The sequence below is a fragment of the Micromonospora sp. NPDC005413 genome, assembly GCF_040606435.1.
In the GTDB taxonomy this organism is placed as follows: Bacteria; Actinomycetota; Actinomycetes; order Mycobacteriales; family Micromonosporaceae; genus Micromonospora.
On the sequence record NZ_JBEXEV010000055.1, the window covers coordinates 1 to 19,114 of the forward strand.

The 19,114-nt window shown below is 70.9% G+C and carries 22 protein-coding genes and 2 pseudogenes; 13 read left to right on the forward strand and 11 right to left on the reverse strand.

Features of this window, described 5'->3' with window-relative positions:
- Window positions 1–64 precede the first annotated feature (64 nt).
- A pseudogene (locus ABZS37_RS31490) lies at window positions 65–847 on the reverse strand (sporulation protein); the annotation flags it as partial.
- A gap of 243 nt (window positions 848–1,090) precedes the next feature.
- Between ABZS37_RS31490 and sigB the strand changes: the two are divergent.
- The 4 genes from sigB (at window position 1,091) to ABZS37_RS31510 (ending at window position 3,502) form a co-directional block, all read left to right on the forward strand.
- Complete coding sequence (gene sigB, locus ABZS37_RS31495; RefSeq protein ID WP_355175033.1) at window positions 1,091–2,095, forward strand: RNA polymerase sigma factor SigB; 1,005 nt, start codon at window positions 1,091–1,093, stop codon at window positions 2,093–2,095.
- A 122-nt stretch (window positions 2,096–2,217) separates the two neighbouring features.
- Window positions 2,218–2,595, forward strand: a complete 378-nt coding sequence (locus ABZS37_RS31500; protein ID WP_355175034.1) for a metalloregulator ArsR/SmtB family transcription factor — start codon at window positions 2,218–2,220, stop codon at window positions 2,593–2,595.
- A gap of 5 nt (window positions 2,596–2,600) precedes the next feature.
- Window positions 2,601–3,098 carry an SRPBCC family protein gene (locus ABZS37_RS31505; protein WP_355175071.1) on the forward strand — a complete coding sequence of 166 codons (498 nt, stop codon included), beginning with the start codon at window positions 2,601–2,603 and terminating at the stop codon, window positions 3,096–3,098.
- Window positions 3,095–3,502 (forward strand): VOC family protein, encoded by a 408-nt coding sequence (locus tag ABZS37_RS31510; protein WP_355175035.1) that lies wholly within the window; start codon window positions 3,095–3,097, stop codon window positions 3,500–3,502. Before ABZS37_RS31505 ends, ABZS37_RS31510 begins: the two co-directional genes overlap by 4 nt.
- Window positions 3,503–3,545: 43 nt before the next feature.
- Here the strand turns inward: ABZS37_RS31510 and ABZS37_RS31515 are convergent, their stop codons facing one another.
- The 3 genes from ABZS37_RS31515 to ABZS37_RS31525 are packed head-to-tail and all read right to left on the reverse strand — an operon-like array spanning window position 3,546 to window position 8,216.
- Window positions 3,546–6,101 carry a GNAT family N-acetyltransferase gene (locus tag ABZS37_RS31515; RefSeq protein ID WP_355175037.1) on the reverse strand — a complete coding sequence of 852 codons (2,556 nt, stop codon included), beginning with the start codon at window positions 6,099–6,101 and terminating at the stop codon, window positions 3,546–3,548.
- 24 nt (window positions 6,102–6,125) lie between these two features.
- A complete protein-coding gene (locus tag ABZS37_RS31520; protein WP_355175039.1) occupies window positions 6,126–7,307 on the reverse strand; it encodes an acetoin utilization protein AcuC in 1,182 nt (393 codons plus the stop codon).
- A gap of 48 nt (window positions 7,308–7,355) precedes the next feature.
- Window positions 7,356–8,216 carry a sulfurtransferase gene (locus ABZS37_RS31525; protein ID WP_355175041.1) on the reverse strand — a complete coding sequence of 287 codons (861 nt, stop codon included), beginning with the start codon at window positions 8,214–8,216 and terminating at the stop codon, window positions 7,356–7,358.
- A gap of 101 nt (window positions 8,217–8,317) precedes the next feature.
- On the opposite strand from ABZS37_RS31525, the gene ABZS37_RS31530 reads away from it, so the two are divergent.
- Window positions 8,318–9,007 (forward strand): metal-dependent transcriptional regulator, encoded by a 690-nt coding sequence (locus tag ABZS37_RS31530; RefSeq protein WP_355175043.1) that lies wholly within the window; start codon window positions 8,318–8,320, stop codon window positions 9,005–9,007.
- A 35-nt stretch (window positions 9,008–9,042) separates the two neighbouring features.
- Here ABZS37_RS31530 and ABZS37_RS31535 read toward each other — a convergent pair whose 3' ends face one another.
- The 3 genes from ABZS37_RS31535 to ABZS37_RS31545 all read right to left on the reverse strand — a co-directional run bounded on the left by ABZS37_RS31535 (window position 9,043) and on the right by ABZS37_RS31545 (window position 11,000).
- Window positions 9,043–9,591: a hypothetical protein gene (locus tag ABZS37_RS31535; protein ID WP_355175045.1), complete on the reverse strand. Its 549-nt coding sequence runs from the start codon at window positions 9,589–9,591 to the stop codon at window positions 9,043–9,045.
- Window positions 9,592–9,714: 123 nt separating this feature from the next.
- Complete coding sequence (locus ABZS37_RS31540; RefSeq protein ID WP_355175047.1) at window positions 9,715–9,969, reverse strand: DUF5522 domain-containing protein; 255 nt, start codon at window positions 9,967–9,969, stop codon at window positions 9,715–9,717.
- A 41-nt stretch (window positions 9,970–10,010) separates the two neighbouring features.
- Entirely contained in the window at window positions 10,011–11,000 is a 990-nt protein-coding gene (locus ABZS37_RS31545) for an asparaginase (protein ID WP_355175049.1), read from the reverse strand.
- Window positions 11,001–11,208: 208 nt separating this feature from the next.
- Here ABZS37_RS31545 and ABZS37_RS31550 point away from each other — a divergent pair, with 208 nt between their 5' ends.
- Window positions 11,209–12,141, forward strand: coding sequence for a MerR family transcriptional regulator (locus ABZS37_RS31550; RefSeq protein ID WP_355175051.1), 933 nt, complete (start codon window positions 11,209–11,211; stop codon window positions 12,139–12,141).
- Window positions 12,142–12,163: 22 nt separating this feature from the next.
- Here ABZS37_RS31550 and ABZS37_RS31555 read toward each other — a convergent pair whose 3' ends face one another.
- A complete protein-coding gene (locus ABZS37_RS31555; RefSeq protein WP_355175053.1) occupies window positions 12,164–13,099 on the reverse strand; it encodes a DUF2332 domain-containing protein in 936 nt (311 codons plus the stop codon).
- Window positions 13,100–13,280: 181 nt separating this feature from the next.
- Between ABZS37_RS31555 and ABZS37_RS31560 the strand changes: the two genes are divergently transcribed.
- The 4 genes from ABZS37_RS31560 (at window position 13,281) to ABZS37_RS31575 (ending at window position 14,851) form a co-directional block, all read left to right on the forward strand.
- A complete protein-coding gene (locus ABZS37_RS31560) occupies window positions 13,281–13,622 on the forward strand; it encodes an ArsR family transcriptional regulator (protein WP_355175055.1) in 342 nt (113 codons plus the stop codon).
- Window positions 13,623–13,828: 206 nt separating this feature from the next.
- Complete coding sequence (locus ABZS37_RS31565) at window positions 13,829–13,960, forward strand: hypothetical protein (RefSeq protein WP_355175057.1); 132 nt, start codon at window positions 13,829–13,831, stop codon at window positions 13,958–13,960.
- Window positions 13,957–14,457 (forward strand): hypothetical protein, encoded by a 501-nt coding sequence (locus tag ABZS37_RS31570; RefSeq protein WP_355175059.1) that lies wholly within the window; start codon window positions 13,957–13,959, stop codon window positions 14,455–14,457. Before ABZS37_RS31565 ends, ABZS37_RS31570 begins: the two co-directional genes overlap by 4 nt.
- 82 nt (window positions 14,458–14,539) lie before the next feature.
- Window positions 14,540–14,851, forward strand: a complete 312-nt coding sequence (locus ABZS37_RS31575; RefSeq protein WP_355175061.1) for an NIPSNAP family protein — start codon at window positions 14,540–14,542, stop codon at window positions 14,849–14,851.
- Window positions 14,852–15,085: 234 nt separating this feature from the next.
- Here the strand turns inward: ABZS37_RS31575 and ABZS37_RS31580 are convergent, their stop codons facing one another.
- Both ABZS37_RS31580 and ABZS37_RS31585 read right to left on the reverse strand, forming a co-directional pair.
- Window positions 15,086–15,226 carry a hypothetical protein gene (locus ABZS37_RS31580; RefSeq protein ID WP_355175063.1) on the reverse strand — a complete coding sequence of 47 codons (141 nt, stop codon included), beginning with the start codon at window positions 15,224–15,226 and terminating at the stop codon, window positions 15,086–15,088.
- Between the two features lie 74 nt (window positions 15,227–15,300).
- Window positions 15,301–15,480, reverse strand: coding sequence for a hypothetical protein (locus tag ABZS37_RS31585; protein ID WP_355175065.1), 180 nt, complete (start codon window positions 15,478–15,480; stop codon window positions 15,301–15,303).
- A 305-nt stretch (window positions 15,481–15,785) separates the two neighbouring features.
- Between ABZS37_RS31585 and ABZS37_RS31590 the strand changes: the two genes are divergently transcribed.
- The 3 genes from ABZS37_RS31590 (at window position 15,786) to ABZS37_RS31600 (ending at window position 18,435) form a co-directional block, all read left to right on the forward strand.
- Window positions 15,786–16,646 (forward strand): DUF5753 domain-containing protein, encoded by an 861-nt coding sequence (locus tag ABZS37_RS31590; RefSeq protein ID WP_355175067.1) that lies wholly within the window; start codon window positions 15,786–15,788, stop codon window positions 16,644–16,646.
- Window positions 16,647–16,656: 10 nt separating this feature from the next.
- Window positions 16,657–16,839 (forward strand): DUF397 domain-containing protein, encoded by a 183-nt coding sequence (locus ABZS37_RS31595; RefSeq protein ID WP_355175069.1) that lies wholly within the window; start codon window positions 16,657–16,659, stop codon window positions 16,837–16,839.
- A gap of 654 nt (window positions 16,840–17,493) precedes the next feature.
- Window positions 17,494–18,435 (forward strand): NAD(P)-dependent alcohol dehydrogenase, encoded by a 942-nt coding sequence (locus ABZS37_RS31600; protein WP_355175073.1) that lies wholly within the window; start codon window positions 17,494–17,496, stop codon window positions 18,433–18,435.
- 89 nt (window positions 18,436–18,524) lie between these two features.
- Here ABZS37_RS31600 and ABZS37_RS31605 read toward each other — a convergent pair.
- Window positions 18,525–19,007, reverse strand: a pseudogene (locus ABZS37_RS31605) (CbrC family protein); the annotation flags it as partial.
- Window positions 19,008–19,114 lie beyond the last annotated feature (107 nt).

Consider the following 19,114-nt stretch of genomic DNA (forward strand, 5'->3'; position numbering starts at 1 on the left):
CGCCGCTCTCCGTGCCGGGCACCGACCCGGTCTGGATGCGCTGACCGGGCGGTTGGGTCATGGAAAAGAGGCCTCGGCGGGACAGGGACTGGCGGAGCCAGTTGTCGAGTTCGGCGGTCCAGTCGGTGCGGTCGGCGGTGGCGTGGTCGACCGTGAACCGGCCGAAGGCGTCCCGACCCTCGGTGAAGACGCCGCCACGCTTGTCGACCTCCAGCACCACCTGCATCTGCTGCGCATCGGCGATGAAGGTGACCTCCAACTGGTTGATCGAGCGGGCGTACTGCGGTGCCGGGCTGAACTCGATCTCCTGGTAGAACGGCAACGTCTGCCGTACGCCGTAGATGTGACCACGCTCCACATCGGCGCGTGCGAACCGGAAGCCCAGTCGCAGCAACGCGTCCAGCAGTTTCTCCTGCGCCGGCAGCGGGTGCACCGACACGGCGTCCAGGTCACCCTTGTCGACCGCGCGGGCAACCTCCAGCTCGGTACGCAGGCCCATCGTCATGCCGTGCAGGTGCTGCCCGTACAACTCGGTGACCGGTGTCTCCCACGGCACGTCGAAGCGGAACGGGATGTCGTAACGCTGCCCGGGCTCCAGCCGGAACGCGCCGGTGACCTGTTGGCGGTGGAACTCCTGAGTGGTGTCGTAGTCGTTGTCGCCGCTCTCGACCTCGACCCGGGTGACCAGGCCGAGGGTCACGTGGTCGATGTCGACCTGGTGGTCACCCCCGACCACCTGGATGCGGCCCTCCAGTTGGCCGCCGGGGCGGCAGTTCGGGTTGGCCAGCACCGTCTCCACCGACGGGCCGCCGACCCCCATCGCCTTCATGAGCCGCTTGAAGACCACACCGTCCTCCATCTTCTGTCCCCGCCGACCGGGGTGGTCGACCGTCCGCAACGTAGCCGGGGCCGGCAACCACACATCGGGACGACACACCGCACCAGCGATCCGACCCAATTCCTGTCGGGTGCCCGATCGCCTCACTCCCGTTTTACGCCCCGCCCGCCAAGCTGTGTCTCACACCGGCACCACTGGGCCGGAGACACGGCACAGACGTGGACACGGGGAGAGACAGAGATGGTCCTGCAGATGACGGAACACCGGATGCGCCCGGCCACCACGACCGACACCGACGGGGCCTCCGAGGTCCTCGCCGACCTGGACGCCACCGACGAGCGCGGCATCTCCACCGACCTGGTCCGGGCGTACCTCAACGGGATCGGCCGCACGAAGTTGCTGACCGCCGCGCAGGAGGTCGACCTGGCCCGGCGGATCGAGGCCGGCCTGTTCGCCGCCGAGAAGCTGGCCACCTGCACCCCGGTGTCCCCGGAGCTGCGGACCGACCTGGAGCTGATCGTCGCGGAGGGCCGGGCGGCCAAGGACCACCTGTTGGAGGCGAACCTGCGGTTGGTGGTCAGCATCGCCAAGCGCTACACCGGCCGCGGGATGGCCTTTCTCGACCTGATCCAGGAGGGCAACCTCGGCCTGATCCGGGCGGTGGAGAAGTTCGACTATGCCAAGGGCTACAAGTTCTCCACGTACGCCACCTGGTGGATCCGGCAGGCGATCACCCGGGCCATGGCAGATCAGGCGCGCACCATCCGCATCCCGGTGCACATGGTCGAGCAGGTCAACCGGATGGTCCGGGCCCGCCGCGAGCTGTCGGTGACGCTGGGCCGCGAACCCACGGTCGCCGAGGTCGCCCGCGCGCTGGAGATCCCCGAGATTCAGGTCATCGAACTGATCTCCTACGACCGGGAGCCGGTCAGCCTGGATCAGGCCGTCGGCGACGACGGCGAGAGCGCGCTCGGCGACTTCGTGGCCTCGGTGGACCCGCGCAACGAGCCGGGCGACGCGGCCGCGCAGGGCGAGCTACGCAACGAGGTCAGCATCGTGCTGGCCACCCTGTCGCAGCGGGAGCAGGCGGTCATTCGGCTCCGGTTCGGTCTGGACGACGGTCGGCAGCGCACTCTGGACGAGGTCGGCCGGGAGTTCGGTCTGTCCCGGGAGCGGATCCGGCAGATCGAGAAGGTGACGCTGCTGAAGCTGCGCGACCCGGAGCGTGCCCAGCGTCTGGAGGCGTACGCCTGCTGACGCACTCGGTTCCCATGGAAGGCCCTGGCGGTTCGCCGGGGCCTTCCATGCTGCGAGGTGCTTGACGGTGGCACCGATCCGCGATAGAACCAACTGGTTATTTAACTAGGAGGTTATGAGCGGTGGGCGCCGAGCTGTTGGACGCGACCTTCGCGGCGCTGGCCGACCCGACCCGGCGGGCCATTCTCGCCCGGCTCGCGGTCGGTGAGGCGACCGTGACGGAGCTGGCAGAGCCCTTCGAGATGAGCCAGCCGGCGATCTCCAAGCACCTCAAGGTGCTGGAACGCGCTGGTCTGGTCAGCCGGGGGCGGGACGCCCAGCGCCGGCCGTGCCGCTTGGAGGCCCGCCCGCTGCGGGAGGCGACGGCGTGGCTCGCCGACTACCGCGACTACTGGGCGGAGAGCTACCAGCGCCTCGACAACCTGCTCGACGAACTCCAGACCATCGACCAGACCGACGCCGAGCGTCGGCGTACCCGACCGGACGGGACCGGCGGGTGACCGGCATCGACGACCCACTCGTCGTGCACACCCAGGGCGACCGGGAGGTCGTGTTGAGTCGGCTGTTCGCCGCACCAGCACAATTGGTGTTCGCCGCGTTCACCCAACCCGAGCTGCTGGTCCGGTGGTATGGCGCGCGCGGCTGGAGGTTGGCGCAGTGCGACGTCGACCTGCGGGTCGGCGGGCGGTGGCGGTTCGTGTCACTGGGCCCGGAGGGTGCCCGGATGGTCCAGGCCGGGGTCTACCGGCAGATCGACCCACCGAAGCGGCTGGTCTGCACCGAGCTCTTCGACGACCAGTCCTACCCGGGCGAGACTCTGGTCAGCCACGAGTTCACCGAGTTGGCCGGGGCAACGACAGTCACCACCACGCTGCTCTACGCCACCGTGCAGGGGCGGGACACCGTGCTGCGCTACCCGATGGCCCGAGGTGTCGGGCAGAGCTACACGCGGCTCGCCGAGCTGCTGCGTTCGACAACGACGATACGAGGAGAGCAACCATGAACTGGACGTTGGAAGTCGTGATCGTGCCGGTCTCCGACCTGGACCGGGCGAAGAAGTTCTACGCCGACCAACTCGGCTTCGCGGTGGACCACGACACGGTGATCAGCGACGACGCACGCATCGTGCAGCTGACCCCGCCCGGCTCCGGCTGCTCGATCGTGATCGGCAAAGGCGTCGTCCCGGAGATGCCGCCGGGCTCGCTCAAGGGCCTGCAACTGGTGGTGCCCGACATCAAGCAGGCCCACGCCGAGCTGGTCGAACGTGGTGTGGAGGTCAGTGAGATCCAGGTGCTGGGCGTCAACCCGAGCCCTACGGCGGATCCGATGGACAACGTCGGCTTCGTCTTCTTCGCCGACCCGGACGGCAACACCTGGGCAGTCCAGCAGATTTCCAGTCGCGCCTGATCGGCTCGACGGCGGCCGGTGTCACAAGCGACGGGGGCCGGTGTCACAAGCGACGGGGGCCGGTGTCCGGTCGGGCGGCCACACCACCGACTCGTACCTGGGCGTGCAGGACCGAGATGCCGTCCGGACGGGCGAGCACCGGGTTGAGGGTCAGCGACCGCACCCGGGGCTGCTCGTCGGCGAGCTGACCCACCCGCAGCAGCAGGTCGGCCAGGGCCGCCCGATCGACCGGTGCGGCACCCCGGTGCCCCCGCAGCAGCGGCGCCGCCCGGGGCTCGTCGACCAGCTCGGCGGCGTCCCGATCGGTCAGCGGCACCGCCCGCCAGGCCCGATCGCCGAGCAACTCGGTGGCTACCCCGCCGAGGCTGAAGCCGACCACCGGCCCGAACGCCGGGTCTTCCACCAACTCCACCACGCAGGCCACCCCGGGCGGGACCATCGGCTGGACCAGCGCGTCCGCGCCGAAGGTCGCCGCCAGCTCGGCGTACGCGCGGCGGAGGGCCGGCTCGTCGGGCAGGTCGAGCCGGACCGCGCCGAGGTCGAGTCGATGCCGCAGCCCGGGGGCGGCCGCCTTGAGCGCCACCGGGAAACCCAGCCGCGCCGCCGCTTCGACCGCCGCGCCGACCGAGTCGACGGGCACCGAGGCCACCACATCGATGCCATACGCGGCCAGCAGCGCGCCCGGGTCGGTGGCGTCGCTGCGGAGCGCGGCCTGCGCGGCGGCATGATTGATGCCGGGCAACTCGGGCGCGACCCCAGGCGGGCGGCGTAGCCACTCGGCGTACCGGTGCACCCGGGCGAGAGCACGGACCGCCTCCTCCACGCCGCCGTACGCGGGCACCCCCGGCGGCAGCCGCCCGACCAGGAACGTCGCCACGGTCGGCTTGCCCAGCGCGAGAGCGGCCGGCAGCGCGGCGGTCACGTCGGCGTCCACATCGGTCAACTGGCCGGGCAGAGGCGGGGCGAAGACCACCACCAGGGCGTCCACCCGGTCGTCGCCGGCCGTCTCCGCAAGGGCGGCGGCGAACTCGGCGGCCCCGGCGCTCGGCCCGACGTCGCGGGGATAGCCATCGGCCACGGTGAGGCCCTGCCCCGCGCAGGCGGTGGCGGCCAACCCGGTCAGGGCCGACGAGTTGCCGACCACACCGACCCGGCCGCCGACCGGCAGCGGCTGGTTGGCCAGCAGCACACCCACGTCGAGCAGCTCCGGCACGGTGTCCACCCGGATCACCCCGGACTGGGCGAAGAGCGCGGCCACCGCCACCTCGTCCGGCCCGGCGGTGTCGCCCACTCCGGGCGGGCGGGCCGGCGAGGCCAGCGCGACGACGGGCTTGGCGCGGCCGATCCGCCGGGCCAGCCGGGCGAACTTGCGCGGATTACCGAAGGTCTCCAGGTACAACATGATCACGTCGGTGCCGGGGTCGTCCTGCCAGTACTGAAGGAGGTCGTTGCCGGAGACGTCGGCCCGGTTGCCGGCCGAGACGAAGCTGGACAGCCCGAGGCCACGCCGGTCCGCCTCGGCGAGCAGCGCCACCCCGAACGCACCGGACTGGCTGAAGATGCCGACCCGGCCGGCCGGCGGCAGCGCCGGGGCGAGGGTCGCGTTGAGGCGTACCGTCGGGTCGGTGTTGGCCACGCCCAGGCAGTTCGGGCCGACCACCCGCATCCCGGCGGCGTGCGCCGCACGGACCAGCGCCCGCTGTGTGACCGCGCCCTCGGCGCCGGCCTCGGCGAAGCCGGCCGAGATGACGACGAGGCCGTGCACCCCCGCGGCGGCGGCGTCGGCGACCACCGCGGTCGCCGCCTCCGGCGGGACCGCCACCACCGCCAGGTCCACCGGCATCGCGGCGTCGACCGCCGAGGGGTACGCGGGCAGGCCCGCCACGGTCGACGCGCTCGGATGCACCGGCACCACAGCACCGGTGAAACCGCCGTCGCGCAGGTGCCCGAGCACCGCCGCGCCGACGCCCTGGCCGGTGGCGCTGGCGCCGTAGACGACGATGCCGCGTGGGGCGAGCAGCCGGGCTATCGAGCGGGCCTCGGTGCGGTGTTCCCGGCCGAGCTGCACCTCCAGCGTGGCCTCGGTGGGCGCGATCGGGAAGCTGAGGTGCACCACACCGTCGGCGTACTCGCGCTGGACCTGGTAGCCGAAGTCGGAGAAGACCCGCAGCATCGTCCCGTTGGTCGGCAACACCTCGGCGACGAAGCTCATGATGTCGTTGCGACGGGCGGCGTCGGCCAGGTGCTCCATCAGCACCGAGCCGATGCCCCGGCCCTGGTAGGCGTCCTCCACCACGAAGGCCACCTCCGCCTCCGGGGCCTGCGGGCCGAGCCGTTCGTAACGGCCGACCGCGACGATCTGGTCGGCGGCCAACACCACGAACGCCTCCCGGTCGTGGTGGTCGACCGTGACGAAACGGACCAGGTCCCGTTCCGGGATGCGCGGGTACGGCGAAAAGTACCGCAGGTAGCGGGTGCGCTCGGAGAACCGGCTGTGCATCGCCACGATGCCCGGCGCGTCAGCCGGGCTGATCGGTCGCAACTGGACGGTGCTGCCGTCGCTGAGCAGCACGTCCACCGACTGGTCCACGGTCGTCACCGGCCCGGCCCTCCCCGGCCCGACTCAATCCCGCGGATCGTGCGGGTCGAGCCCGAGCAGCGGGAAGACCGTCTTGCGGGTGGCCGCGATCGCGCGGTCCACCGCGTTCGGCTCGCCGGTCGGCTGCCACGGCTCGTACGACGGGTCCGCGTCGTCGGTCATCCGCAGCGGCACCTCCCGGCCCAGACGACGGCCGGCGACCAGATCCCGCCACGCCGGCGGGGTGAGCGTTGCCGGGTCGATCGGGTCACCGGTGGCCACGGCCAGCAGGTGACTCCAGGCCCGGGGCACCACCTCGACCAGCGCGTACCCGCCGCCGCCGGTGGCCACCCAACGGCCGTCACACAGCTCGTCGGCGAGTGCCCGCAACGCCAGGTAGGTGGCCCGCTGCCCGTCCACCGTGAGGTTGAGGTCGGCGAGCGGATCCAGTCGGTGCCCGTCGGCACCGCACTGGCTGACCAGCACCTGCGGCCGGAACGCACGCAGCACCGACGGCACGATGGCGTGGAAGGCCCGCTGCCAGGCGGTGTCGTCGACACCCGGAGGCAGTGGCATGTTGACCGCGGTGCCCTGCGCGCCCGGCCCGCCCGTCTCGTCCGGGAAACCGGTGCCCGGGAAGAGCGCCAGCGGGGTCTCGTGCAGGCTGACCGTGAGCACCCGGGGGTCGTCCCAGAAGATGTCCTGCACCCCGTCGCCGTGGTGCACGTCGACGTCCACGTACGCGATCCGCTCAGCGCCCAGGTCGAGCAGGCGGGCGATGGCCACCGCGGGGTCGTTGTAGACACAGAAACCGGAGGCCCGGGCTGCCATCGCGTGGTGCAGACCGCCGGCCACGTTCACCGCCCGCCGGGCATCGCCGCGCCAGACCGCCTCGGCTGCGGCCACCGTCGCGCCCGCGATCAGCGCGCTGGACTCGTGCATCCCCTCGAAGACCGGGTTGTCGGACGTGCCCAGCCCGTACCCGGCGAAGAGCGGATCGCGCGGCGCGGCGCGCACCGCGGCCAGGTAGGCCGGGTCGTGCACCCGGGTGAGCAGAGCATCGTCGGCGGGCTCCGGCTTGACCATGCGCACCCCTGGGCGATCCAGGATGCCCAGCTCGCGGGCGAGCGCGATGGTCAGCTCCACCCGGACCGGGTCGAGCGGATGGTCACCCATGTCGTAGGCGAGCAGCGACTCGTCCCACACCACCACCGTGTCGTCGGACATGAGCCCATCGTTGCACGAGGACCGTCGCCGGCCCACCGCACGCGCTGGTCAGCGGCCAGGTGTCTGCCCGGAGGCGACCGGCCGCTCCGGGTCGGCCACCCAGTTGCTCCACGATCCAACGTAGAGCGCCGCGTCCGCGCGGCCGGCCAGGTGCAACGCGAGCACCGCCTGCGCGGCGGTCACCCCGGAGCCGCAGTACGCCCCGACGGCCCGCGCCCCGGTCACCCCGACGGCGGCGAACCGCTCGCTCAACACGTCGGCGGCCAGGAAGCGCCCGTCCGGGCCGACGTACTCTCCGGCGGGCAGGTTCGCGGCTCCTGGCACGTGCCCGGCGACCGGGTCGATCGGCTCCACCTCGCCCCGGTAGCGGGGCGCCGCCCGTACGTCGAGCAGCACGGCGTCGTCCGCGGTGGCCAGCGCCGCGGCCTGGCCCGCGTCGAGCACCGGGAGGTGGCCGGGGCGCACCTCGACGTCGCCGGGGGTCGGGGCGGGTGCGTCGGTGGAGACGGGCCGTCCGGCGGCGACCCAGGCCGGGTAGCCGCCGTGCAGCAGCCGCACCGGGCGGTGCCCGGCCCAGCGCAGTGTCCACCAGGCCCGCGCGGCGGCCAGACCGTCGCCGCCGTCGTACACCACCACAGGGTGACCGGCACGGACGCCGGCGGCCCGCAGCGCGGCCTGCAACGCGGCCGGGTCGGGCAGTGGATGCCGGCCGCCGGCGCCCGGCGGCCCGCAGAGCGCCGTGTCCAGGTCGATGAAGACCGCGCCGGGCAGGTGGCCGGCGAGGTAATCGTCGCGGCCGGACGGGCCGATGAGCCGCCATCGGACGTCGAGCAGGGTGGGCGGATCGGCGCGGTCGAGCTCGGCGGCGAGCCGATCGACCTCGACCAGCGGCTCCTGGGTACCGGACATGGCGACCATCCAACACCATCCGTGTCGACGGCACGCGGTTCGGCGGCGGTCGCTGGCCTAACACCCGAGGTAGCATCGTGCACCGGAGGGCCGCTGACGTTATGAAGTCTCACGACCTGGTCGACACGACCGAAATGTACCTGCGCACCATCCTTGAGTTGGAAGAGGAGGGGGTGCCGCCGCTGCGTGCCCGGATCGCCGAACGGCTGCAGCAGAGCGGCCCCACCGTGAGCCAGACCGTCGCTCGGATGGAGCGCGACGGCCTCCTCACCGTCGAAGGCGACCGGCACCTGACGCTCACCGCGCAGGGACGTGGCAGCGCCGTGTCCGTGATGCGCAAGCACCGCCTCGCTGAGCTGCTGCTGGTCAACGTCATCGGGATGCCCTACGAGGAGGCCCACGAGGAGGCCTGCCGTTGGGAGCACGTGATGAGCGACGCGGTGGAGAAGCGGGTGTACGACCTGCTCAACCGGCCGACCCGCTCCCCCTACGGCAACCCGATCCCGGGTCTTCAGGAGCTGGGCTCGCCAGCGGTGGAGACCACCGAGGCCGTTGAGGGCGAGCGCAACCTGGCCTTCCCCGGCCTCTCCGGGCCGGTCGTGGTGCGCCGGATCTGCGAGAGCGTGCAGAAGGATGCCGACGTGCTGCGCCAACTGCACGCCGCCGGTGTCGACCCGGGTGCCACGGTGACCGTGGCGCAGGAGCGCGACGGGGTGTCGATCGACCGCTCCGGGGACCGGGTGCGCCTGCCCCGCGAGGTCGCCTCCCGCGTCTTCGTCGCCGCCAGCTGAGTTCGCCGCCAATTGACCAACCGGACACCCGGGCATCACAGCGCCCGGGTGTCCACCTTCTTGGCAAGCGCGGCCAGGTCGCCGGTCAACTTCTCGGCCGCCGCGCGCTTACTGCCACGAGCACCTGTCCAGCTCAACGTGGCCAACCGTCCGTCTGCGGCCAGCCAGCCCACCTCGGCGACCGGTCCGTGCCCGCCCGCCGCGGCGATGGTCCGCTTGTACGCCTGCTGACCCAGACCGGTGACCTTCGCCGCCTTGTCGGGCGTCACGTCCGTGCCGAACGTGGTCTTGTCGATCGTGGTCTCGGTCACGCTCAACGTCAGCTCCGGCAGCGTCGCGCCTCCGGCGCGGACCACACAGGTGTGTGTGTCGCCCTCATCGCTGGCCGCCGCCACGTCGAAGCGCTCCTTGACCAACTGCTCGATCACCGCGAAGTCCAGCAGCCGACAGGCGCCGCCCGAGGAGGCGGCTGCCACGTCCACCGCGATCGGCACCGGAGGCGGCACCGCCACCGGCTCCGCCTCGGCAGCGCAGCCGCTCACCAGCAGCCCCGCCAACCCGGCGACCACGATCCGCCCGCGCACGTTTCACCCTCTCGCCGACCGACGGCGGAAGCCGCCCGCCTGATGTCCGTCGGAAACCGTACGGGGTGTCCGGGTCGGGCGGAAGCCCTCGTTCGGCGGGCCCGACGGTGACCCGGTCGGCGCTCATCCGGACGGCGGGTCGTCGACGTACGGGCAGTGCCGGCAACCGCGTCCACAGCATGTGCCGCGCCGGGCCAGGAAGGCGGCGCTGAGCACGAACAGCCCGGTCGCCGGGTCGAGGTAGCCGGCGTCCCCGGCGGCCAGCGCGGCGGCGTGCACGGCGAGGACGTGGGCCCGGTCGGGGTGCTCGGGCGGGAGCCGGGACGGGTGCGGCTCGGTGAGCGGCCGATCGGCCAGGGGTCGTCGCTCTCCGGTCACCGCAGCAGTCTAGGGACGCCGTCGGAGCGCCCGGCCCGTGGTCAGCCGTGCCGTGCCAGGGCGGCGGCCACCTCGTCCGGGCCGGCGCCAGCGGCCAGGAGCAGCCGCAGCAGCACCCGGGCCTTGTACGGGTCGAGCAACCCGCCGTTGAGCAGCCCGCGCCGTTGCAGGTCGGTCTCCGAGCCGACCGCCCCGTAGGTGTGCCGCAGCACCGAGCCGGCCCCGGAACGGGAGGTGAGCACGACCGGCATCTGGGCGGCGAGGTCCCCGAGCACCGGGGCCAGCGCGGCAGGCACGTGCCCCACCCCGAAGCCGGCCACCACCAGACCCTGGTGGGTGCCGGCGAGGCCGTTCAGCAGGAGCCCGTCGTCGTCCATGGTCACCACGTACAGGGCCACCCGGGTCCCGTCGAGCCGGGCGGGGTCGATCGGCGGCAGCGGCTCGTGCCGCTCCGGCCGGGTGAGCACCCGCACCTCCCCCTCGATCACCTGACCGATCGGGCCGGCGTTGGGTGCGGCGAAGGTGGCGGTGCTGGTGCTGTGCGTCTTGCGCAGCCAGCGGGCGGCGTGCACCTCGTCGTTGACGGCGACCAGCACGCCCAGGTCACGGGCGGCCGGCGCAGCCGCCACCCGGACGGCCGCGAGCAGGTTCGCCGGACCGTCCGCGCCGGCCAGGGTGGGGTTGCGCATCGCGCCGGTGAACACCAGCGGGGCGGCGTGCGGCCAGACCAGGTCGGCCAGGAACGCTGTCTCCTCCAGCGTGTCGGTGCCCTGGGTGACCACCACGCCGGTGGCGCCGCCGGCCACCGCCCGGGAGCCCTCCGCCACCACGTCGAGCAGGTGGCGGCCGGTGAGGTTGGCGCTGGGCACCGCGTGGGTGTCCCGCACGTCCACGGGTACGCCCAGCTCAGCGAGGCCGGGCACGGCGGCGGTGAGGTCGGCGCCGGTGAGGCGGGTGACCACGCCGGGGCGGCCGGCGTCGACGCCGCCCATCGCGATCGTGCCGCCGAGGGTGATCAGAGCGATGGACACCGGTGGAGCCTCCGTTCCGCCGTCCGGGTGTCGGCGGCCCTGGGACCGTACCCGCCCTGCCGACCGGCTCGACGCTCCATCCGGGGCACTGTCGTCGTACGAGCGCGCCCGCTTACTCGACCTCAGCCGCACCGGGATCCACCACCGAGCTGGTGGTGCAGCCTGCCGGGCTTGAGTCTCCAGCGGGGGGAGACGGCAGGGTGGGGGCATGAACGGTGAAACGCGGTACACGATCGGCGAGCTGGCCCGGCGGATCGGTCTGAGCGTCAAGACCATCCGCTACTACGCCGACCAGGGCATTGTGCCGCCGACCGACCGCAGCGCGGCCGGCTACCGCCGCTACGGGCCTGAGGCCGTCGCCCGGCTGGAGCTGGTCCGCACGCTGCGCGACCTTGGCGTGGACCTATCCACCATCCGCCGGGTGGTGGATCGCGAGGTGCCGCTGCACGAGGCGACGGCCGCGCACGCCGAGGCCCTCGCGGTGCAGATCAGGGTTCTCCGGCTGCGCCAGGCGGTGCTCACCGAGGCGAGCCGGCGCGGTGCTGGTCCGGAGCAGGTGGAGCTGCTGCACCGGCTGGCCCGGCTCTCCGCTCAGGAGCGGCACCGGCTGGTCACCGATTTCCTCGACGCCGTCTTCGACGGCGTGGCCGCCGGGCCGGCGTACCCCGGGATCATGCGGTCGCTGACGCCGGAACTGCCCGACGAGCCCAGCACCGAGCAGGTGCGGGCGTGGATGGAGCTGGCCGAACTGGCGCAGGACCCGGACTTCCGGGCCAGCCTGCAGCGGCTGGTGCGGCAGTACGACGCCGATCACGACGTCCCGGCGCTGCCCCGCCCGGACGCCGTCGCGGTGGCCCGGGACGCGGCGGCCCCCGCCCTGGCTGCCGGCATCGACCCGTCCGCACCCGCCGCCGACTCCGTCGTGGCCGCCGTCACCGGCCGGTACGCGCAGCTCACCGACCGCCCCGACGACGCCGACCTGCGGCGCCGGCTGCTGACTCGGCTGGAGACGGCGAACGACCCACGCCGGGACCGCTACCTCGACCTGCTCGCGGTGGTGAACGGCTGGCCGGCGGGCGGGCATACGGCGCCGGCGCTGGACTGGTTCGTCCGGGCCCTGCGCGCCAGAACGCCCCGCTAGGTCACGCTCGGTGCCGATAGCCTCAGCCGAACCAGGTCATCGCCTGGCCGTGCCCCCGGGTCCAGGCCAACGGCGTGCCATCCAGCGCGAGGACGTTGTGCAGCGCATCGCTCGGCGGGTCGGGCAACCCGTCGTACCGCAGCACCTCCGGACCCTCGTTCGCGACCCAGTGCCCGGGCAGCTCACCGACCAGCCGGACGAACGCCTCCCTGCGCGCGGCGGGCACCTGATAGAGCACGGACGTGTGGAACACCACAAGCGTCGCGCCGGCCGGCGCCCGGGCGGCCAGCGCCGGCAGGTCGTCCACCAGATCGCCGCGGACCAGCAGCGGCGGGTCGGCAGCGGCGACTGCCGCCGCAGTGCGCAGCCGGGCCCGCCGGTGCGCGTGCTCCGGCCAGATCAGCGCGTCCAACCAGGACACGTCGTCGGGGTCGGTCACGTCGAGCGGGTTGAGGTCCAGACCGGCCCGCCACACCACCTGGGGTACGCGTGCCGGCGGCACCAACCCGGTGGCATCGCACTCCAGGACCGGCTCCCCGGAGCCGACCTGCTGCTCGTCGTAGCGGTACGCGTACCGGTCGGGGTAGAGGCAGAGCCCGGCGGACGCACCGACCTCCAGTAGGGCGAGGGGCTGTGGCAGCGCGGCGAGCACCGGCAGCAGGACCGCGCACCGACCGGTCTCGTTCGTCTGGGTGGCCCGGGTCTGGAGCTGCGCCTCGATAGCGGGCCAGTGCGTCACCGCGTAGTCGTGGAAGGCGGCCGGGTCGTCGACCGGGCCGCCGAGCCAGCGGACGACGCTGAACAGCAGATTCGGCTGTCGCTTGGCAGGCGGGAGCCCGTCGAGCAGGGCGAGCAGTTCGGCGTCCCGGGACACGGCGAGCGCCAGACGCTCGTACAGAGGCGACACCCCACGCGCCTCCCGGACGGCGAAGTCGACATAGCTCCCCGCGATCGTCATGGCCTGATGGTCGCAGCCCACGAGCAGATCCGGGGGGCGGCCACTGGCCGAGCACCATGAACCAAGACCTCCTGGTCGTAGTCCGGGTCGGGCGGAATCCGCTTGGCGGGCACCTGGGTGCGCCGAGTTGACAGCTGTTCTGGCGCATGCAAATAATAGTTGGCATGAGCCAAGGTGAGCTATGGGAGAGTTGAGCGGCGACCGGCTGATCGAGGTCCTTGCCACCCTGGCCAGTCCGCACAGACTGCGTGTGCTCGCCGCACTGACCGGCGGACGCGCCTACGTGTCACAGCTCGCCCGCGACCTGGGCATCAGCCGCGCGCTGCTGCAGGTGCATCTCAAGAAGTTGGAGAAGGCCGGGCTGGTCACCGCGCATCTGGAGTTGTCCGCGGACGGCAAGGCACTCAAGTTCTACGAGGCCACGCCGTTCTCGCTGCACCTCACGCCCGACATGGTGGCGGCCGCCGTCAGGACCCTGAGCAACGCCGGTGACGGCGAAGCCGTACCGAAAGGAAACAGTTAGATGGACGTCGCCTCGGTCTTCCTCATCGTCGTCGCCGCGCTGCTCATCGCAGGCGTCTGGTATGCGGCCGTCCGCAAGCGGGTCGCCGTGTCGGGCGAACTGCAGCGGTAGTACGCCGAGTAGGCCACCGAAACACAGCGCCTGCTCACCGACATGAGCGCGCAGCTGGCTGGTCTCCGCCGGCGAAGGCGCTGAACACCGCCGCGGTGGTAATCCTCGCGATCTACACGCCGACAGCCGTGGCCGTCACCTTCGCCCTCGGGGTCGCCGCGGTGAAGGTCGTCTCGTTGGTCTGCGCCGCCAAGTTGCCGGTGGGCCTGCCGCACACCCAGCCATGATCGCCGTCCTGACGGCTGCGGCCGTCGGGCTCCTGTCGGCTTTCCTGCCGTTCACCCCGGCCGAGCCGTACCTGATCGCGGCCGGGGCGACGACCGGCGCTCCGGCGGTGGCGCTCGGCGTGGCCGCCGCGGCCGGTCAGACCGCCGGCAAGGTCCTGATCTTCCTCGGTGCGCGCGGCGCGATCCGCTCGGCTTGGCTGCAACGCCGGCTCAGCAGACGCCCGTCCGCCGCGCCGCAGCCATCAGGCCGACTGGGCACGATGCTCGCGCGTTCGAAGGCGGCCGGCGCCCGACTCGTCGAGGTGATGGAACGTCCCCGCCAGGCGACCGGGGTGCTGCTGATCAGCGCCGTCACCGGATTTCCACCGCTGCTGGCCGCCAGCGTCTACCTGGGCCGCACGCCCATGCGCCCGGCCGCCTTCGCGGCGACGTGCCTGCTGGGCCGAACGATCCGCTTCGTAGTGATCGCGCTGGCCCCGCAGCTCGCCGGCTACTGAACGGTGGCCGCCAACCCGGTATCGACATGGGCACCGCGCGGTCACGCCGAGATGCGAGTGCACCGACCCGTATGGTGGCGCCATGATCACGTGCGTCGTGCACTACACCATCGACCCCGCGCAGATCGAGGCGTTTGAAGACTTCGCGCGCGCGTGGATGCGGCTGGTGGCCAAGCACGGTGGTGTGCACCACGGCTACTTTCTACCCGCCGAGGGAGCCAGCGACCAGGCCGAGGCGCTGTTCAGCTTCGAGAGCCTCGCAGCCTATGAGCGCTACCGCGCACGGTTCGGCAATGACCCGGAGTTCGTCGCGGCTGACAGCATCCGCGACGACTCAGGATGTGTCGTGCGGTACGAGCGGACGTTCATGCGCCCACTCCTGCCGACTGATTGAGCCCGCGCTCTTCTGCCACTGGCTACGAGAAATAGGTCTGAGACGGCCCTGACATCTACTTTCCATCAATTGATCTAGTTGCCTTTCTTCGCCGGGATATCTCCTCCAGGTGCTGGAGCTGGTGTTGGCGCACCATCTCGTCCCAGACCTCCTGGTCATAGTCGGGGTCGGGCGGGATCCACTTGTGCGAATTGTCGCTGTAGTGGAACCGCTCGTCACCCCGCCGGATCAGACTCACCGGACCCAGCCCAGGAAGCGGCGGTGCAGCAGCCCAGCGGGCAACCACGTCAGATCTTCGGCCGCCCAGACCAGGTAGGACCCCATGTAGAGACTCAACGACACGGGCGCACCGTCGAACTCGGCACGCAACTCCATGCGCCGGGTCCGGCAGGGCCAGGGCCCGTCGCAGCCACCGCAGGTCCACACCGGAAGGACCGGGCCGTGCGTGGTCACCGCAGGCCGTCCAGGAAACGCCGGGTGGCGGCCCGCGCGTGCCAGCGAGCGGCCCATTCCGCCTGATAACAGGGGTACGGAGACAGCCGCGCCCACCACCAGCGACAGCCCGCGCAGAGCCCGTCAACGCCGGGCAGGTGAACCGCCACGATCTGTCCGACCTGATCCTCGGTCACTCCTGCTCCTCCCCTGGCCAGTGGCCTCGGCGAATCGGGATGCGGTGTCGGGCTCGACAGGGCAGATCGACCCCACACCGGCAGACCCGCCGCCAGCGCCGCCACGACCAGACCGGCCGATGCCGCCGCGCCAAGGTCATCGCCACCGCCAGCAGGTAGTCGTCGTACGGCACGTGCGATCCCATGAGACCCCAAACTTGGACTCCTATTTTGGAAGTACAAGAAGGCTAAAGTTGGACTCCTAATTTGGGAACCTCTTGGCGGCGTGTCGCGGTACCCGCCCATGGCCGGGCCATAATCAGCCGGTGGTGAACCCGACGATCCAGCGGCGGCGTCTCGGCCTTGCCCTCAAACGGGCTCGCGAAGGTGCGAGCAAGACGCAGGACGAGGCGGCTGCTGTCATCGACGCGGCCGCAAGCAAGATCAGCAGGCTCGAGCTTGGACAGTCGGGAATCAAGCTCACTGACTTGAACCTGCTGCTCGATCTCTACGGGGTCCGGGGCGATGACGCCGAGCCGCTACGCGACCTCGCACGAGCAGGGAGGCAACGCGGCCGCTGGAGCACCTACCGGAACGCCGTACCGGACTGGTTCCGCCAGTACCTGGACCTCGAAGGTGACGCGTCAGAGATCCGTTGGTACCAGCCGGAGGTCATTCCGGGAGTCCTCCAGATCGAGCCATACATCCGTGCCATGAACGCGATCGCCCATCCACGGCCGTCCACCGATGAGGTCGACCGGCAGGTTGCCGTTCGCATGGAGCGACAGTCGATCCTGCGGCAGGACGAGGGACCCGACCTGAGCTTCATCCTCAGCGAGTCGGCACTGCGACGAAGCATCGGCGATGGGGCCACGATGCGCAGCCAACTCCTTCACTTGGCGGAGGCCAGCGAACAACCCAACGTGGCCTTGCAGGTCTTTCCGTTCAACGCGCAGACCTACGAGACAGCCTCGTTCAGCTTCATCATCCTGCGCTTCGGTGATGACGCGGCATCGGACGTGATCTACGTCGAGACCTTCACCGACGCCGACTACCTTGACCGTCCTGACGCGGTGCGGGCCTACACTCGGCTGTGGGACCGACTCCGGGCAGCCGCTCTCGGGCCGGTAGAGTCGCGCAAGCTCATCCTTCGGATGGCGGACGACATGGAGCGGCAACAGACCTGAGAGAGTGATCATGGAAACCACGGATCGCCCGGTCTGGCGCAAGTCGAGCTACAGCGACAACAACGGCGGAGCTTGTGTCGAGGTAGCTGAACTGGATACGAGCATCGTGGTGCGCGACAGCAAGAACCCCAGCGGGTCGACCCTTCGCTTCAAGAAAGGCGCGTGGGCAGGGTTCGTGCGGAGCATCCGGTAGCTCCCGGTCGCAATACCCAGAGACAGCAGGCGTGCCGTGCACTGTGGGTGGTGCAAGAGCCTTGCAGCAGCAGCAGTGCCTACGTCGAGGCCAGATGCGCCCATCGACCGGCCGAGGTCCATGACAAAAGGATTACTCCGGCCCAATCCTGCGATTCGATCATCGCTCCCTGGACACGTTCCTCAGCTGAGGCCGGCGATGGTCGGTCTACTCGTTGCTGTCGCGGTTCCAGTGCAGATCACCCGCCGACCCGGCTTCCCTGAGCCCGTGGCCCGCCTGATCGGGACGACCATCTGGGACGCGGACGAGGTAGACGAGTGGGCCAAGCACAACCGCCCACCACGTCCGACCGAGGGCGACGAAGACCGCTGATCCCGTGGCAGGATCTCGCGCGGAACTCGGGAGACATACGGGGTTTGTTGGTGACCGACAGGCGGAAGTCCGCGTCGGTGAACGCATCCGTCATTGCGCGCAACGGCCGGTGCCAGAAGGTCAATTCCGAGCCCTACGCCGACTTCTCAATCGCCGGCAGCCTCCTTGTCGACCAGCCGCTTGTCCCGCCGTGCTAACCAAGAGGGCGTAGGCTGCTGGCCCTGAACGCATCGGGTACTGCCTACTTTCCCGAAGGGCTGGTGGTACCAGGTGAGAGCAGTCGTGTACGACAGGTATGGGTCGCCGGATGAGTTGCGAATCGAGAATGTCCCCAAGCCCTCCCCCGCTGCCCGACAGGTGCTCGTCAAGATTGCGGCGACCTCGGTGAATTTGAGCGATTGGGAGACTCTGCAAGGTTCGCCACTGTATTCGCGCATCGGTGGGCTGCGCTCCCCGGCACGCCGGACCCTCGGCTCGGACATCGCCGGATGGGTCGACGCGGTGGGCTCCGCCGTCACTCGGTTCCGACCCGGTGACGAGGTGTATGGCGACAACCTCATGCTCAAGGGCGGTTTCGCCGAGTACGCGATCGCGCCCGAATCGGTCCTGGCCCGCAAGCCCGCCGCCCTGACCTTCGCCGAGGCGTCGGCGATCCCACAGGCAGGCGTGATCGCACAGCAGGGCACCGCGGGCGCCGCAGCCGGCAACCGGGTCCTGATCAACGGCGCCGGCGGAGGATCCGGCGCATTCGCGATCCAGCTAGCCAAACGACTCGGCGCCCAGGTAAGCGGCGTCGACAACGCGGGCAAGCTCGACTTCATGCGGTCCGTCGGCGCCGACGAGGTGATCGACTACCGCAGCCGGGACTTCACCCGCAGCGGCCCGTACGATCTCATCCTCGATCTGGTCGCGCACCGATCGGTGTTCGCCTACCGCCGGGCACTGGCCCCCGGTGGCCGCTACCGGTGCGTCGGCGGATCGGTCTCGGCGCTGCTGCGCGTCCTGACGATCGGCGCGGTGGCCGGCCGGCTCACCCACCGCCGGCTGGGCGTGCTCGCCGTCCGGGAAGGGCCGACCCACTTCGAACCGGTGGCCGATCTCTGCGCGGCGGGTGACCTCGTCATCCACATCGACCGGGCCTTCACGCTCGACGAGACGCCCGAGGCGTTGGCCCACGTGGGTAAGGGACGCGCCCTCGGAAAGGTCGTCGTGAGCGTCAACTGACCAGCGACCGCAGATTTCTCCGCGATCGGCGCCGCGAACAAACGGATCTGCCGAAGATAGTGCGTCTGCGTCTCGGCGTTGAGGCGCGGTTAGCCGATATCCCAGGACGCGAGGTGAGTCCCGCAATGCAGGCATTGGAAGAGATACGCGGTGGGCTCAGCGTTGCGGTCGAGCCGATGCAGGAACTCTTCGGTTTCCTCGGGTGACCAACCGAGTTGCCGATGGCTCGCGCGAAGCATGTTCAGGGCGTCGGGATGAGGTTCGACATCGCGGTAGCCAGCCGGGCCGAGAAGAGCCGCGCCATCGCCGCAGTGGTAGAGCCATGACTCTTGCTGCCAACCGGTGAAGCCGGGGGTCCGGCGAGTGACCTCCTCGATGACGTGATGCGGCACGTCATCAGGCACGTCGACCGCGTCGCTGAACTCGGCAGGCATCTCCAAGATGTCGCTGCCATCCGTGGCGGCGGCAACGACGCCGAGTGCCCTGGTAGCCGCCCCGGAGTAGATACAATGCAGGCAAAGACTCTCGGGTTGTCTGCCGTAGATCGGTCCCCGGTAGCGAATTTGCCGAAGTTGACCGCAGACGTGTCAACGCCGCCCCAACCCTGACCACCGTGGTCCGGCTGAAAGTGGACCACCTCGGGTTGGTTGATCTTTAGTCGTTGGTCTTGGTGGCCGGT

Excerpts from the sequence above, each read along its gene's own strand:
- ABZS37_RS31560 (WP_355175055.1), top strand. The coding sequence starts at position 13,281 with ATGGGAGAGTTGAGCGGCGACCGGCTGATCGAGGTCCTTGCCACCCTG.
- ABZS37_RS31580 (WP_355175063.1), bottom strand. The coding sequence starts at position 15,226 with ATGGAGTTGCGTGCCGAGTTCGACGGTGCGCCCGTGTCGTTGAGTCTC.
- ABZS37_RS31555 (WP_355175053.1), bottom strand. The coding sequence starts at position 13,099 with ATGACGATCGCGGGGAGCTATGTCGACTTCGCCGTCCGGGAGGCGCGT.
- ABZS37_RS31510 (WP_355175035.1), top strand. The coding sequence starts at position 3,095 with ATGAACTGGACGTTGGAAGTCGTGATCGTGCCGGTCTCCGACCTGGAC.
- ABZS37_RS31595 (WP_355175069.1), top strand. The coding sequence starts at position 16,657 with ATGGAAACCACGGATCGCCCGGTCTGGCGCAAGTCGAGCTACAGCGAC.
- ABZS37_RS31530 (WP_355175043.1), top strand. The coding sequence starts at position 8,318 with ATGAAGTCTCACGACCTGGTCGACACGACCGAAATGTACCTGCGCACC.
- ABZS37_RS31570 (WP_355175059.1), top strand. The coding sequence starts at position 13,957 with ATGATCGCCGTCCTGACGGCTGCGGCCGTCGGGCTCCTGTCGGCTTTC.
- ABZS37_RS31575 (WP_355175061.1), top strand. The coding sequence starts at position 14,540 with ATGATCACGTGCGTCGTGCACTACACCATCGACCCCGCGCAGATCGAG.
- ABZS37_RS31520 (WP_355175039.1), bottom strand. The coding sequence starts at position 7,307 with ATGTCCGACGACACGGTGGTGGTGTGGGACGAGTCGCTGCTCGCCTAC.
- ABZS37_RS31550 (WP_355175051.1), top strand. The coding sequence starts at position 11,209 with ATGAACGGTGAAACGCGGTACACGATCGGCGAGCTGGCCCGGCGGATC.
- sigB (WP_355175033.1), top strand. The coding sequence starts at position 1,091 with ATGACGGAACACCGGATGCGCCCGGCCACCACGACCGACACCGACGGG.
- ABZS37_RS31525 (WP_355175041.1), bottom strand. The coding sequence starts at position 8,216 with ATGTCCGGTACCCAGGAGCCGCTGGTCGAGGTCGATCGGCTCGCCGCC.